We start from the raw sequence: 13,493 nt of genomic DNA, 5'->3' as shown, positions 1-13,493 counted from the left end.
GGCGGTGGACCCCGGAACAAGTCCGGGGTGACGGAAAGGGGGATGGATGTCCGCAATGTCCGCGTGTCCTGTCAGTCAGCACTCGGGCGGGAAAACCGCAATTACGGCCAAGAGCCGAATTGTCCACACAGCCTAATGCGCCGCCCCCTGCCCCGCGCGATCCAGCACCATGCGGCGATAGGCGGTCGGTGAGACCCCGGCCCAGGATCGGATCGCCCGCGCCAACCCGTTCGGCTCGGCAAAGCCGGCGCGGGCGGCGATCTGGCTGATCGGGATCGATCCGTCGTGGAGGCAAAGCAAGGCGACCTCGCGCCGGACATCGGCCTTGAGCGCGCGGTAGCTCGATCCCTCGGCCTCCAGCCGGCGACGCAGGGTCTGGCCGCACATGCCGAAGCCCTCCGCCAAGGTCTCGAGCTTGGGCAGCGCCTGGTGGCTTTCGAGATGCGCGCGCATCCGCGACCGGATCGCCGTCACCAAGCCGTCACCGACATCGTCCACCGTCAGCATGTCGACCGGCCGGTGGGCGAGAAAGCGAGGGATGTCCGCCGGCACGCGCACCACCCGGCGGGCCAGCACATTGCGGGCAAAGCTCAGCCGCGCGACATCGGTGCCGAACACGCATTCGCAGCCGAGCACTTCGATATATTCGCCCACCGGCACAGCGGGATCGCCGGGAAGATCGGCGGCGATCACCGCGAACTTTTCCCCCATCAGCCATTGGGCGAAGCGCTGCCAGAAGACGAGCCACCAGCCGGGCAGCACGCGCGCCGGATCATGGCCGGTATCGGGGATGGCGGCGGTGATGACCGCCTCATGCTCGCCATCGTCGGCGAGGGTGAAGACCATGTCCTCGGTCGCGGTGGCATAGAAGCGGAAGGCGCGATCGAGCGCATCGCCCACCGTCTCGCTCAGCGTGCCGATCTCGCACATCAGTTCGAAGGCGCCGAGGCGCAGCGGATGCGCGGTGAGCCCGCACAATTCGTCCCGCATCAACAGCTTGGCGTTGCGCGAAATGGCGGAGAGCGCGGCGCCATCATAGCGGCCGGCAACCGGCACCCGCCCCTCCGCCACGACAGCGGGGTCGAGCCCGCCGCGTTCGGCGCTGGCGAGGAAGGTCCGCGCATAATGGTCGATAAGCGTGGCCGCGGCCACCTGATCCGCTCCCGATTGTCCAAGCCAGGCAAGACTGGGTGATCGGGGACGGCTTGGCAAGGCGTGGCCTTTGCGTTCAGGCCATTGCCTGCACGAGATGGCCCGGAAGGCTCTCGATCAGGCTCGCCGTATTCTGCAGGTTGACGGCGATCGGCCGATCCTCGCCCGGGCGGAAGATGCTGGATCGCACCCACAGGCTTTCGGTGCGGCGGCTGCCGCTGATGCCGACGACGGCGCGCTCCACCTCATAATCCTCGCCCACGAACAATGGGCCGGCGAGCATCCGCACCTCATGATCGACGATCAGGTCGACGGTGGGGCCGAGCACCGGGAAGGGATCACTGTCGAACAGCTGGTTGGCGAGCACGCTCACCATCTCGAACGGGATGATGGGACGACCCCAGGGATTGTCCGCGCTTTCGTACCAGGGCGATGGTTCCGTAATCAGCGCCAGCTTCTGCCGGAGCGTGAAGGGGTAGAGCGGCCCCATGACGTCATCCATGCCCATTCGCACCGCCACGCGCGGACGGATCATGCCGACCTTCACATCGCGCAGGATCAGCGGATTTTCGGGTGGGCCGGCCGCGGCCAGCCGGCGATCGAGATCGCTCTCCGCTTCGCCGATCAAGGCGGTGCCGGTCAGCACTTCCCCACCGTCCGCACGCTCCAGGCGGATCGCGGAGATGTCACCCGCAGGCTCGGCCATGAAGGCACGCGCCTCGTCGCCATCGGTACAGGCGGTGCGGTAGTGCATCGACAGGCAGCCGCGCTCGAACCAGTCCCGGCCCCAGGCGGCGAAGCCCAGCGGCGCGAACTGGCTCAGATGCGTCGGCCCCTCGATCGTGCCGCCGGCAAAGCCCATGGATTGCGCGACGCCATCATCATGGATCGTCGCGCGGCCGTGGAAATCCTGGCCGTCGAGCATCTGCCGAGGCCGGCGCGGCGGGCCGGAAAGCCAGCCGCCGCGCCTTTCGATCGGCGTATCGAACGCCGCTTCGGTCCCCATTGCCTCAGTTCGTCGCGAACATCCGCAGGCCGTTGTCGCAGACGATCTTGCGACGATCGGCATCGGGGATGCCGGCAGCGGTGAACTGCTTTTCCATCAGCGCCCGCGAGTTCGGCCACGACGTCGCGGGATGCGGGAAGTCGGTCGACCAATAGAGGCAGTCCGGGCCGAAATAGTCGTAGCAATATTTCAGGCCGAGTGGCTCGTACATGAAGGTCGCGCCCATCTGCCGCTTGAAATATTCGCTCGGCAGCATCTTCAGCTTCGGGAAGCTGTAATGGCCCTGGATGATGCGGCCATCAAGGATCATGTCGAACAGGAAGGGCAGCCAGCCCAGGCCCGGCTCGACGAACATCACCTTGAGCTTGGGGAACTTCTCCAGCGTGCCGGCCAGGATCCAGAAGCAGATCGTTTCGGCGAGCTGGAAGCCCGGCAGGCCGAGCGCAACGCCCTTCATCGGCGTCGGATCGCGCTTGATCAGCTCATAACCCTTGGCGTTGTTGTCCAGGTGGTTGAGGACGGTGATGCCGGTTTCCTGCAGGATCGCCCATAGCCGGTCATAACGGTCGTCGAAATAATCGGGCAGGCCGAGTTCGGTCGGGAAAGGCGGCAACTGCACGCAGCGCGCGCCACGCTTGGCGACCCGCTCGACTTCCCTGACCGATGCGTCGATGTCATGCGGCAGGAGCTGGTAGGCGCACATCAGCCGCTGGGGATCGACCGCCGCGAAATCCGCGATCGCGTCGTTGAAGCCGGACAGCATGTCCTTCCAGTCATTGCCCATGATTTCGGGGCTGCACATCTTCGCGCCGCCGACCTCGGGGAAGATCACCTCGGCGAACACGCTGTCGCGGTCCATCGACGCGAGCTTGGCGTGCGGCTCGTAATGGCCAGGATCGTTCCACGCGACCGGGTCCATGATGTCGTTGATATCGGGGATGAAGCCGCCGCGCTTGGCCAGTTCCATCGCCTGATATTTCTTGTTGCCCTCGACCCAGCCTTCACGGAGCCGCTGCGACAGCCGCGGGACGACCCATTCATCGGTGTAGAAGACGTGCGAGTCGACCGAGACGAGCTTCTCGTCGGGTGCGATCGAAGGTGCTGTCGCCATTTTGCCTCTCCATTATCGTTGCCGGCAGGCCGCCGGTTCGGTGGAGAGGCTATGGTTTGGGCCATAAGCTGGAAAGATCGGAAGGTGACAGCCGAGGGATCAAAATCCTACCCAATCCCCTCCCCAAGCTGTCATCCCAGCGCAGGCTGGGATCGCTTTGCTTCTGACCGCGCGTGCTACCGAGGGCGATCCCAGCTTGCGCTGGGATGACGGGTGCTACAACCCGTACCGCGTGGCAGCCTTCGCGTGGCTCAGGTTCGGGGCCAGCGCCTCGCGCGCGGCGACATAATCGTCCCAGTCGCCCGCATCCGGCAGCGACGGGATCGTCACCACCTCACCCTGATCGAAGCCGGCGAGCGAGGCATCGACCATCTCGTTCACGTCCATCACCATTTCGGCGGGGACGAGATCGAGCTTGGCGTGCGGCCCTTCCCAGATCGCGGTGCGGGTGATGCCGGGCAGCACCGCCTGGATGCGGACCTTGCTCGATCCCGCTTCGGCTTTCAGCGCTTCGGTGAAGTTGAGGAGATAGGCCTTGGTCGCGCCATAGCCGGGCTCGAACGCGCCGGACATCAAGGCCGTCACCGAACTGATGTTGATGATCGCACCCGCATCCGCCGCGAGCAGCCGGGGGAAGATGGCAGAGGCAAGCCGGGTCGTCGCGATCACATTGACCTGGATCATCGCTTCCAGCTTGTCCGGGTCGGCACTGGCCAGCGGGCCATCGCCGACAATGCCGGCATTGTTGACGAGGATCGTGATGCCCGCATCCCCGCGCAGCCGCTGTTCGACCTTGCGGAGATCATCGGCCTTGCCGAGATCGGCGGGAAGCGTCTCGACCTTGACGCCGGTTTCCTTGCGCAGCCGATCGGCCAGTGCCTCCAGCTTGCCGGCACTGCGGGCGACGAGGACGAGATCATGGCCGCGCCTCGCAAGCCGATCCGCATAGGTGGCGCCAATGCCGGACGATGCACCGGTGATGAGCGCGGTGCCAGTAACCTGGTTGGTCATGCGATGACTCCTTGGCCCTCGTCATCCGAGCCTTCGCTGGATGACGAGGGATGTGGGCTCAGCCCTGGATGAAGGCGAGCAGATCGGCGTTGAAGCGATCGGTATGCGTCTGCGAGAGGCCGTGCGGCGCACCTTCGTAGACCTTCAAGGTCGCGTTGGGGACGAGCTTGGCCGAACGCAGCGCGGAATTGCCGATCGGCACGATCTGGTCGTCATCGCCGTGAACGATCAGCGTCGGCACGTCGATCTTCTTCAGATCCTCGGTGAAATCGCTCTCCGAGAAAGCCTTGATCGATTCATACTGGCCCTTGATGCCGCCGAGCATCCCCTGCAGCCAGAAGCTGTCGCGAATGCCTTCGGACAACACCGCGCCGTCGCGGTTATAGCCATAGAAGGGGATGGCGAGATCCTTGAAGAACTGCGTGCGGTTGCCGAGCGTGTTCTTGCGGATATCGTCGAACACCTCGATCGGCAGGCCGCCGGGATAGGCTTCGGTCTTGAGCATCAGCGGCGGAACCGCGCCGAGCAGGACGACCTTGGCGAGCCGCTTCGTGCCGTGCCGGCCGACATAACGGGTCACTTCGCCGCCGCCGGTGGAATGGCCGATCAGGATCACGTCCTTGAGGTCGAGCTTCTCGATCAGTTCGGCCAGATCGTCGGCATATTGATCCATGGTGTTGTTGGCCCACACCTGATCCGAACGGCCATGGCTGCGACGGTCATGCGCGATCACGCGGTAGCCGCGCTCACCCAGGAAGAACATCTGCGCGTCCCACGCATCGGCCGAAAGCGGCCAGCCATGCGAGAAGACGACCGGCTGCCCGTTGCTCCAGTCCTTGTAGAAGATGCGGGTGCCGTCCTTCGTGGTCAGATAGTTGCTCATGTCCGTCACTCCCTTTTGCATGTGAACTTCGATGAGAGATCACTATCCGGACGCGCACTCCCCGCCTTCCCGGACCATGGTTTAGTGCCTCGCTCCATGCGGCTGAGTCGATACATGCCTTGGTATGGGAAGCGACCGCGACGCGACAGTGACGCGCCACCGAAGTTGAGGAAGTTGAGGGTTGCCATTGGTGCAACTGAGGGGGTGGGAGGACGTGATTGGGGCCGATTTCCCTTCTGCCGGGTGCGAAAGGCGGCGGAATGGCATGGGCTGACTATAGGCCGAGCGAGCACTTGTAGGACAGCGATGACGAAGGCCGCGTGGAAAGATGGGCGGCGGCTAAGCGCCTAACCACCAATTCGCGCGTATCGGTCCCAGCTTACCCATTTTGGTCTGGAGGGTATCGTAAGAGCCGCTGGCACGCGTTCGCTGCCCACAATCGCAAATCTGGTTTCACGACTCCTCGGTGGCCACACTGTCCTGCGAAGGCTGTTGCAGCGCTTCCGCGCCGCAAACGTCGCATGTTGCGACATATTCCCCTTCATCGGGGCGCCAAGTCACATTGATCTTGAAAGAGCCACAGCGCCCGCATTTCTCTGGGCTGCGTGCCATGGCCTTCAGAGCAAGGGTGATTAATTCCTGCAGGAGGTGTTCTGTCGCCGAAATGCAAAGCTCCGCGTCGGCGCGAGTGGCGTTTTTCGCGTGGGTAAGCCAGTTCGCGAGCTGCCAGCCTTTTTGGCAGATCGCCTTGAGATACCCACGGACATATTCGGCCGCGCCGCCCGCCGCTCGGACTCCGATCACATGATCGGACCATGCTACAAAGTCGCCCATCTTCGGCGCGTCTTTCAATTCGTCAAACAACCCCGCAGCGACAACTTCGCGCGTGAAGGAAGTCATCACCTCACGGCACTGGAGGCCAATGCCCTGAAAATCCTCGATCTCGTCAGCCTCGTCCAAGGCGAGATGCGCCTGATACATCTTCCGATGTGTGGTTGAGAGAAATTCGTGAAGCTCGTTCCCTCCCGCGATCTCGTGCCGGGCCTGAACCCTCGCCATCAGCCCAATATGAAACGACAGCGTATAATCCAAGCTGGGCATGAGAGTTTGCGAATAAAGGTTTGTTGGATTGGTAATGACCCACCAACGGCTCAAGTTCGTGTGAACGTCCCACACACTGTAATCGGTACCTATAACCCGCTCGGTTTTGATTTTCTCGGCGTGTTGAACAAGCTCCTCTTCAAGTTCGGTTTGCCCGACCTCATCCAGCTCGGCTTCACGCCTTTTGTTGCATTGCCATTCGATGTAATCGATGATTGCCCGCACTTCATGTTCAGATTGCTCGAACACAAGATTCCGCAGTTCCGTCTTGGGCAGCTCCGGCGGAGTGGTGCACTCCTCGTCTTGGTTTGTGTTCTGATCGTCGCTCATGGGAAAATGATAACGTTCATTGCCGGTTGCCGCGAGGCACCTTTACGAATGCCCCGTTGGTATTCAATAGTTGCATTCGCCACGTTGGCAGGCGAACGACTGCTATCGTGGCTGCGCTCCCCCAAAAGCGGTCATTCCGCTTCCAGCGATTCCGACATCGCCCCCAAACAAAACAGGCGGAGCGGCCCTCGCCGCTCCGCCCATCTGCGTCCCACCCCGGCGAACCGGGGGAAGGTGGTTCAGGCGACCTGCTGGTCGAACGGCGCGTTGATCGTGCCGCGGGTGATGATGGTGCCGTTGACGCGGGCGCGGAATTCCGGGGCGCGCGCACGGGGGTTGTAGAACTGGCGATACCAGATGCGCAGCTTGCCGATCGGGCCGTCGCCCAGCACCGCCATCGGGTTGAAGCAGGGGCGCTTGTTGGCCCACACCTCGAAATCCTGGCTGAACGCATCGCACGACGCCTGCTGATAGGCGCGGGCCATGCCCACCTCTTCCTCGTTCGGCACTTCGCCCGCCACCTTGACGAGCAGACCATGCCACACCTTCACCACGCCATCATCGACGGGCGTGTGGGTGATGAGGATGACCGACGGGAACTGGCCAGCCATCTTCGAGATCAGGATGCCAGGGCCGGTATACCAGGTATCGGTGTAGAGCGGCTCGCCGCCTTCGGCCGAAAGCGTGCGGTGCGCGGATGACATGCGCTGGACGACCTTGTGATCCTCGAAATCATTTTCGAAAAGGATCACTTCCTGCGTGCCGTGGATTGGCTCGAAATGGGCGCGATCGGCCATGTTGTCGATGATCTCGATGGGGTGGCTGGCGAGAACGCCCAGCCGGTCCATCTTCCAGTTCACCCAGTGCGGCGCGCCATATTCGGCGAATTCGGGCAGATCATATTCAGGCTCGCCGCCTTCCGGGTCCCACCACATCCAGATGCAGCCGGCGCGTTCCACCACCGGCCAGCTTTCCAGCTTGGCGGCGCCGGGGATCTTCTGCGGCGAATAAGGGATCTGGTTGCAGCGGCCGTCCGGCCCGAAGCGCCAGCCATGATAGGGGCAGCGGATCGAATCGCCTTCGACCTGATTACCATCACGGATCACATAGGAGGTGGTGTTGCGGCCGAGATGCGCGCCCATGTGCGGGCAGAAAGCGTCGACGAGGTGCAGGTTGCCCGATTCGCCCCGGTACAGCACCATTTCCCGCGAGAAATAGCGCACCGAAAGCGGTGTGGTGCCTTCCAGTTCCTCCGAGTCCGCGACCATGAACCATCCGCGCGGGAAGGTTTGTTCGCCAAGCCCATATTCTGCCGTCGTCGCCATCGTCACTCTCCGCCTGCCGCGTTCTTTCGCGGTTGCGCCCATATTAGCATTGCGGCCACGCGCCGCCGCCCTCCATTTGGAGTAAGGCCGTTTATCACCGAATTGCGTTACAGCTAAGCAGATTAACCGCGCATTTCAGGACATCACTCGATCGCCATGCCGCGAATGCAGGCCATTCCGCCCCTCAGAGGATCGGTCGCACCTCGAACTGACTGGTCTGGATCACGTCGATCCGCTCGAAATCCATGAACTGGGCGCACGCCTCGAACATGCGGCGCTTATTCTCTGCTTCCAGCTCGGGATTGCCGATCGCGTCATAATAAGCCGCCTCGCTCTCCCACGCGGCCTTGGGGAAGCATTCCTCGACGATCGCGACGAAGGACGGCGCGCCATAAGTGAGCGGGCGGACCACGAGGTTCTGGCGATATTCGAAATTGGCCTGCGTCTCGATCGCGACCGAGGTCTGGGTGCGCCGCCAGTTATAGACGAACTCCTCATGGCTCATCTTCGGCGGCTGGCCGATGAAGGCAAGCTGGGAGAAGCCCTCCGTCCGCTGCCCCTTCACCGGCGGGTGGAGCGTGTTGGGCAGCGGAGTGGATTCGCACACCAGCCAGGCGGCGAAGCGCGATGCCGCGCCGCCGATGATCTCGTCGATCGGCGCGCGATAGGGATCGTGCGAGCAATGCACCCAGATCTGGATCACCGCATCCATCTGCGGGCGGATATTGGCGATGCGCGGCACATTGCCGCCGACCACATCCTCATCGGGAACATTGATACGCAGCGCGAGGACATGGGGAGCGAGCGCATCGGCCACTTCGGTCAGCAGGCGGCGATTGAAAGTGGCCTGATCCGCACCCTCACGCCACAATGCGTAGATTATCTTCTCCATGCCTCTCCAATCCCGATATCAACCGGCGTCTTTATGCGCGTTCGCGTATAATGGAGAACGAAGGGATGCGCGTCCAGCAGCTTCAGGCGTAAAAGGCGCAGGTCGCCCCTTCGCCCTGCTCGATCTGCAGGGTCGCATGGCCGATGCCGAAGCGATCGTGGAGCATCGCCGCGGTTTCGGCGAGGAAGGCATCGCCCGGATGCCCGCCGGGGATGACGAGATGCGCGGTCAGGGCCGTCTCGGTCGTGCTGGTCGGCCAGATATGGAGGTGGTGAACCCGCGCCACGCCGGCCACCTCGCCCAGCGCCTGCTGCACGGCCGCGGGGTCGATCCGGCCGGGCACCGCCTGCATCGCCATCGCCAGCGATTCGCGCAGCAGGCCCCAGGTGCCGGCGACGATGACGAGGACGATCACGAGGCTGGTCGCAGGATCGATCCACTTCGCGCCGGTCTTGAGGGTCAACAGCCCCGCGATCACCACGCCTGCGGAGACCGCCGCGTCCGCCGCCATGTGGAGGAAGGCGCCGCGAATGTTGATGTCATGCTTGCCCCCGCGCGCGAACAGCAGGGCCGTGCCGAGGTTGATGACGATGCCGACCGCCGCGACCGCCATCACCGTGCCGCCGGGAACGGGTGTCGGATGGCTGAAGCGCTGGACCGCCTCCAGCGCGATCGCTCCGCAGGCGACGAGCAGGAATACGGCGTTGAACAAGGCCGCCAGGATCGACGAGCCCCGCCAGCCATAGGTGTAGCGCGGCGTCGGCTTGGCGCGGCTCAACAGCCAGGCGCCCCAGGCGATCACCAGTCCCAGCACGTCGGACAGATTGTGGCCTGCATCCGCCAGCAGCGCCATCGATCCGGTGGCGAAGCCATAAAAGGCCTCGACGCCGGTGAAGACGAGGTTCAGCCCGATGCCGATCGCGAAGGCGCGGCCGAAATTGTTGGGCGCGTGGCTATGGCCGTGCCCATGGCCCGCATGCCCGTGATGGTGCTTATGGTCGTGATCGTGATGATGGGCGCCGCCCATGATATTGTTCCCTGCGCCCCGCAACCGAAGCGCCTAGGGACGACAGGACAGGCTTCAGGTCAAGACGTTAAGCGGGCTCAGCGCCCGATCAGCGCCTCGTCGATCATCCGCCGGGCGATCTCGCGCTCGCCCATGATTGCGCGATCGGCGCCATGGCTCTGCAGATGCTCGACCTCGGCATCGCTGTGCGCGCGGGCGACGATCCGCAGGCCGGGGTTGATCGCGCGCGCCTGTTCGACGATCTGGCCGGCCTCGAAGCTTTCGGGGATCGCCACGAACAGCAGGCGGGCATCCTCGATATTGGCCTCGCGCAGCAGCGTCCCGCTCGCCGCGTGGCCCGCCAGCACCGTCACCTTGTCGCGTGCGGCGGACAGGCCGGACTTGTCGGCCTCGGCCTCGATCACCGTCACGCGCTCGCCCGCATCGGCCAGGCCCGAGAGCACCAGGCTGCCGACCCGGCCGCAGCCGACGACGACGATATGCCCCTTGGTGGCGTGCGGCACGTTTCCGCCGATGGCATGGCCGCGCTCGGTTCCTTCGACGACCTTGCTGGCAAACTTGTCGATCAGCGTGAACAGCAAGGGGTTCAGCATGATCGAGATGATCGCGCCGGCCAGGATCAGATCGCGCGCATCGGCCGGCAGCAGCTTCAGCGAGAAGCCGAGCGTCGCGAGGATGAAGGAGAATTCGCCGATCTGGGCAAGGCTGGCGGCGATCGTCAGCGCCGTCTTGCGGGTGCGGCCGAACGCCAGGACGATCCCGAACGCGGCGATCGACTTACCGAACATGATGATCAGCACCGTCGCCACGAGCGCCAGCGGCTCGTCCGTCACGATCGACGGGTTGAACAACATGCCGACCGAAACGAAGAACAAAACCGCGAAGGCATCGCGCAGCGGCAGCGTCTCCTCCGCTGCGCGCTGGCTGAGCGGGGATTCCGCCAGGATCATGCCGGCGAAGAAGGCGCCGAGCGCGAAGGACACCCCGAACAGGATCGCCGCGCCGAACGCGACGCCCAGCGCGATCGCCAGCACCGCCAGCCGGAACAGTTCGCGCGATCCCGAATGGGCGACCTCATGCAGCAGCCACGGCACCACCCGCCGGCCGACGATCAGCATGAAGGCGACGAAGGCGACGACCTTGCCGATCGTGATCGCCAGCGTCTTGGCGATATCGCCGCCGTCGCCGCTGCCATGCGCGATCGCCGGGATCATCACCAGAGCGAGGACCATCGCCAGATCCTCGACGATCAGCCAGCCGACCGCGATCTGGCCGCGATCCGTATCGAGGATGCGCCGTTCCTGGAGCGCGCGCAGCAGCACGACCGTCGATGCGACCGAGAGGGCGAGGCCGAAGACGAAGCCGCCCGTGGTGCCCCAGCCCATCCACCAGGCAAGCGCCATGCCCATCAATGTCGCCGCGCCGATCTGCACCAGCGCGCCCGGCACGGCGATCCGCCGCACCGCCATCAGATCCTTCACCGAAAAATGCAGGCCGACGCCGAACATCAGCAGGATCACGCCCAGTTCGGCCAGTTCGTTGGCAAGGCCCTGATCCGCCACATAGCCCGGCGTGAACGGCCCCACCGCAATGCCAGCAACCAGATAACCGATCAGTGGTGATACCCGCAGCCGATACGCGATCGCCCCAAGGATGAAAGCAAGGACGAGGCCGGCGACGATCGTGCCAATGAGCGGGGTTACATGCGGCATGCGGTAAAACGGTCTCCTGTCGGGTCGGGACTTCCAAGCTAGGGGCTGGCGGCTTTCGAAGCGAGCATGAAACAAAAAGTAACATCCTTGCTGCAAAAGCTGGAAATGCGGCGCCGCAGCACGCACAGTCCTCCGCGATGCCTTTGCCGATCCAATCCGACGCATTCAGCGACTCCCTCGTCATCCTCGGGGCCGCGGGCCTCGTCATCCCCGCCTTCGCCCGTTTCCGGGTGAATCCGGTCATCGGGTTCATCCTGGTCGGGCTGCTGGTCGGGCCCGCGGGCCTGGGCTCGCTGGTCGATCGGGCGCCCTGGCTCTACCATTTCACGATAACCGACAGCCATTCGATCGAGCCCTTCGCGGAGATGGGCATCGTCCTCTTGCTTTTCTCGATCGGGCTGGAGCTTTCGTTCAAGCGCCTCTGGTCGATGCGCGCCGCCGTGTTCGGGCTGGGTGCGGCCGAGTTGATCCTGTCCGCGCTCGTGATCGGCTTCGCGCTCCATGCCATCGGCCAGAGCTGGGCGGGTGCGGTCGGCCTGGGGTTGGCACTGGCATTGTCGTCGACCGCGCTGGTGCTGCCGATGGCCGGCACCGTTTCGCGGGTCGGCCGCGCTGCCTTCGCGATGCTGCTGTTCGAGGATCTGGCGCTGGTGCCGATCATCTTCGGCCTCGGCGCGCTCGCCCCCACCGCCACCGACGAGGGGTTTGAAGGGCTCGTCACGATATTGTGGCAGGGCGGGCTCACCGTCGCCGTGCTGATGGTGCTCGGCCGCCTGCTGCTGCCCCGCCTGTTCGCGCAGGCCGCCCGCACCAAGAGCCCCGAATTGTTCCTGGCCGCCAGCCTGCTCGTCGTCATCCTGTCGAGCATCGCCACCACTGCGGTCGGCCTGTCGCCGATCGTCGGCGCGCTGCTCGCCGGTCTGCTGATCGCCGAGACCGACTATCATACCGAGGTCGAGGTGATCACCGCCCCCTTCAAGGGCCTCGCGCTCGGCGTGTTCCTGATCACCGTGGGGATGAGCCTCGACCTGCGCGTCATCCTCGCCAACTGGCAAGCCTTGGCGATGGCGGTGGTGGGCGTCGTCGCCGCCAAGGCGATCGTCACCGCGGCGATGTTGCGGATCAGCGGTGCCACGCGCGGCACCGCCACTGAAACCGCACTGCTGATGGCCTCGCCGTCGGAAACCACGCTGATCGTGCTGGCGGCAGCCGCACAGGCCAAGCTGATCATGCCGTCCACCGCCGCCTTCTGGCAGATCGTCACCGCCATCGGCCTTACCATCACGCCCTTGCTCGCCCGCGTCGGGCGGGATGTTGCCCGCCGGGTGGAACGGCGCGAAGGTCGCGAGGCGCCGACGGAAGCCCAGGCGACGCCCGGACGCGCCGTGATCGTCGGCTTCGGCCGCGTCGGTCGGCTCGTCGCGCAGATGCTCGACGCGCACAACCGGCCCTATATCGCCGTCGACGCAGACATCGATTCGATCGCCCATGCCCGCCGACGCGGTTACAATGTGATGTTCGGGGATATCTCCCGCCCGGGCATGATCGAGCGGCTCGACCTCGGCAATGCCAGTGCGCTGGTGCTGACGATGGACGAACCCGTGCAGCTCGCCCGCACGGTGAAGAGCGTCCGCGCGCTCCACCCCGACCTCACCATCGTCGCGCGCGCCCGCGACGCGAACAATGCAGCCGAGCTCTACAAGGCCGGCGCGACCGACGCGGTGCCTGAAACACTCGAATCCTCGCTCCAGCTTTCGGAGGCCGTGCTGGTCGATCTCGGCGTCGCGATGGGCCCGGTGATCGCCTCGATCCACGAAAAGCGCGCGGAGCTCCGCGCAAAGATCATGGAAATGGCGCAGACCACGCGCGAACCGCCGCTCCGGATGCGGCGCCTGCGCGACGCCGTGCCCAAGTCGGCCGTCGAGGAAGAAGCGGGCTGAAGC

Annotated in this window: 11 protein-coding genes; 1 reads left to right on the top strand and 10 read right to left on the bottom strand. The window is 64.5% G+C overall.

The features are described from left to right. Nucleotides 1-132 precede the first annotated feature (132 nt). From ACFB49_RS24205 to ybaL, 10 genes are all read right to left on the bottom strand, one after another. Nucleotides 133-1,152, bottom strand: coding sequence for an AraC family transcriptional regulator ligand-binding domain-containing protein (locus tag ACFB49_RS24205; protein ID WP_380874462.1), 1,020 nt, complete (start codon nucleotides 1,150-1,152; stop codon nucleotides 133-135). 76 nt (nucleotides 1,153-1,228) lie between these two features. After that, the gene (locus ACFB49_RS24200) at nucleotides 1,229-2,158 is read right to left on the bottom strand and encodes a hypothetical protein (protein ID WP_380874461.1); all 930 of its coding nucleotides are present in this window, start codon (nucleotides 2,156-2,158) and stop codon (nucleotides 1,229-1,231) included. A gap of 4 nt (nucleotides 2,159-2,162) precedes the next feature. Next, a complete protein-coding gene (locus ACFB49_RS24195) occupies nucleotides 2,163-3,269 on the bottom strand; it encodes an amidohydrolase family protein (RefSeq protein ID WP_380874460.1) in 1,107 nt (368 codons plus the stop codon). 216 nt (nucleotides 3,270-3,485) lie between these two features. Next, nucleotides 3,486-4,280, bottom strand: a complete 795-nt coding sequence (locus ACFB49_RS24190; protein WP_380874459.1) for an SDR family NAD(P)-dependent oxidoreductase — start codon at nucleotides 4,278-4,280, stop codon at nucleotides 3,486-3,488. A gap of 58 nt (nucleotides 4,281-4,338) precedes the next feature. Next, on the bottom strand, nucleotides 4,339-5,163 hold the full coding sequence (locus tag ACFB49_RS24185; protein WP_380874458.1) for an alpha/beta fold hydrolase: 825 nt from the start codon (nucleotides 5,161-5,163) through the stop codon (nucleotides 4,339-4,341). A 453-nt stretch (nucleotides 5,164-5,616) separates the two neighbouring features. Then, complete coding sequence (locus ACFB49_RS24180) at nucleotides 5,617-6,594, bottom strand: hypothetical protein (RefSeq protein ID WP_380874457.1); 978 nt, start codon at nucleotides 6,592-6,594, stop codon at nucleotides 5,617-5,619. Between the two features lie 239 nt (nucleotides 6,595-6,833). Then, on the bottom strand, nucleotides 6,834-7,919 hold the full coding sequence (locus ACFB49_RS24175; protein ID WP_380874455.1) for a Rieske 2Fe-2S domain-containing protein: 1,086 nt from the start codon (nucleotides 7,917-7,919) through the stop codon (nucleotides 6,834-6,836). Nucleotides 7,920-8,103: 184 nt separating this feature from the next. Next, nucleotides 8,104-8,811: a hypothetical protein gene (locus ACFB49_RS24170; protein ID WP_380874453.1), complete on the bottom strand. Its 708-nt coding sequence runs from the start codon at nucleotides 8,809-8,811 to the stop codon at nucleotides 8,104-8,106. An 82-nt stretch (nucleotides 8,812-8,893) separates the two neighbouring features. Continuing rightward, nucleotides 8,894-9,838, bottom strand: coding sequence for a cation diffusion facilitator family transporter (locus ACFB49_RS24165; RefSeq protein WP_380874451.1), 945 nt, complete (start codon nucleotides 9,836-9,838; stop codon nucleotides 8,894-8,896). 77 nt (nucleotides 9,839-9,915) lie between these two features. Next, complete coding sequence (gene ybaL, locus ACFB49_RS24160) at nucleotides 9,916-11,550, bottom strand: YbaL family putative K(+) efflux transporter (RefSeq protein ID WP_380874449.1); 1,635 nt, start codon at nucleotides 11,548-11,550, stop codon at nucleotides 9,916-9,918. A gap of 137 nt (nucleotides 11,551-11,687) precedes the next feature. On the opposite strand from ybaL, the gene ACFB49_RS24155 reads away from it, so the two are divergent. Continuing rightward, on the top strand, nucleotides 11,688-13,490 hold the full coding sequence (locus ACFB49_RS24155; protein ID WP_380874447.1) for a cation:proton antiporter: 1,803 nt from the start codon (nucleotides 11,688-11,690) through the stop codon (nucleotides 13,488-13,490). Nucleotides 13,491-13,493 lie beyond the last annotated feature (3 nt).

It is taken from the genome of Sphingomonas sp. DBB INV C78 (genome assembly GCF_042693015.1).
Taxonomy (GTDB): Bacteria; Pseudomonadota; Alphaproteobacteria; order Sphingomonadales; family Sphingomonadaceae; genus Sphingomonas_E.
The sequence above is the reverse complement of the archived record's forward strand: the minus strand, read 5'-3'. Positions and strand labels throughout refer to the sequence as shown.

What these genes read in the sequence shown, in the direction of transcription:
- ACFB49_RS24185 (WP_380874458.1), bottom strand. Translation starts at nt 5,163, where the DNA reads ATGAGCAACTATCTGACCACGAAGGACGGCACCCGCATCTTCTACAAG.
- ACFB49_RS24190 (WP_380874459.1), bottom strand. Translation starts at nt 4,280, where the DNA reads ATGACCAACCAGGTTACTGGCACCGCGCTCATCACCGGTGCATCGTCC.
- ACFB49_RS24200 (WP_380874461.1), bottom strand. Translation starts at nt 2,158, where the DNA reads ATGGGGACCGAAGCGGCGTTCGATACGCCGATCGAAAGGCGCGGCGGC.
- ACFB49_RS24155 (WP_380874447.1), top strand. Translation starts at nt 11,688, where the DNA reads ATGCCTTTGCCGATCCAATCCGACGCATTCAGCGACTCCCTCGTCATC.
- ACFB49_RS24180 (WP_380874457.1), bottom strand. Translation starts at nt 6,594, where the DNA reads ATGAGCGACGATCAGAACACAAACCAAGACGAGGAGTGCACCACTCCG.
- ACFB49_RS24165 (WP_380874451.1), bottom strand. Translation starts at nt 9,838, where the DNA reads ATGGGCGGCGCCCATCATCACGATCACGACCATAAGCACCATCACGGG.
- ACFB49_RS24195 (WP_380874460.1), bottom strand. Translation starts at nt 3,269, where the DNA reads ATGGCGACAGCACCTTCGATCGCACCCGACGAGAAGCTCGTCTCGGTC.
- ACFB49_RS24170 (WP_380874453.1), bottom strand. Translation starts at nt 8,811, where the DNA reads ATGGAGAAGATAATCTACGCATTGTGGCGTGAGGGTGCGGATCAGGCC.
- ybaL (WP_380874449.1), bottom strand. Translation starts at nt 11,550, where the DNA reads ATGCCGCATGTAACCCCGCTCATTGGCACGATCGTCGCCGGCCTCGTC.
- ACFB49_RS24175 (WP_380874455.1), bottom strand. Translation starts at nt 7,919, where the DNA reads ATGGCGACGACGGCAGAATATGGGCTTGGCGAACAAACCTTCCCGCGC.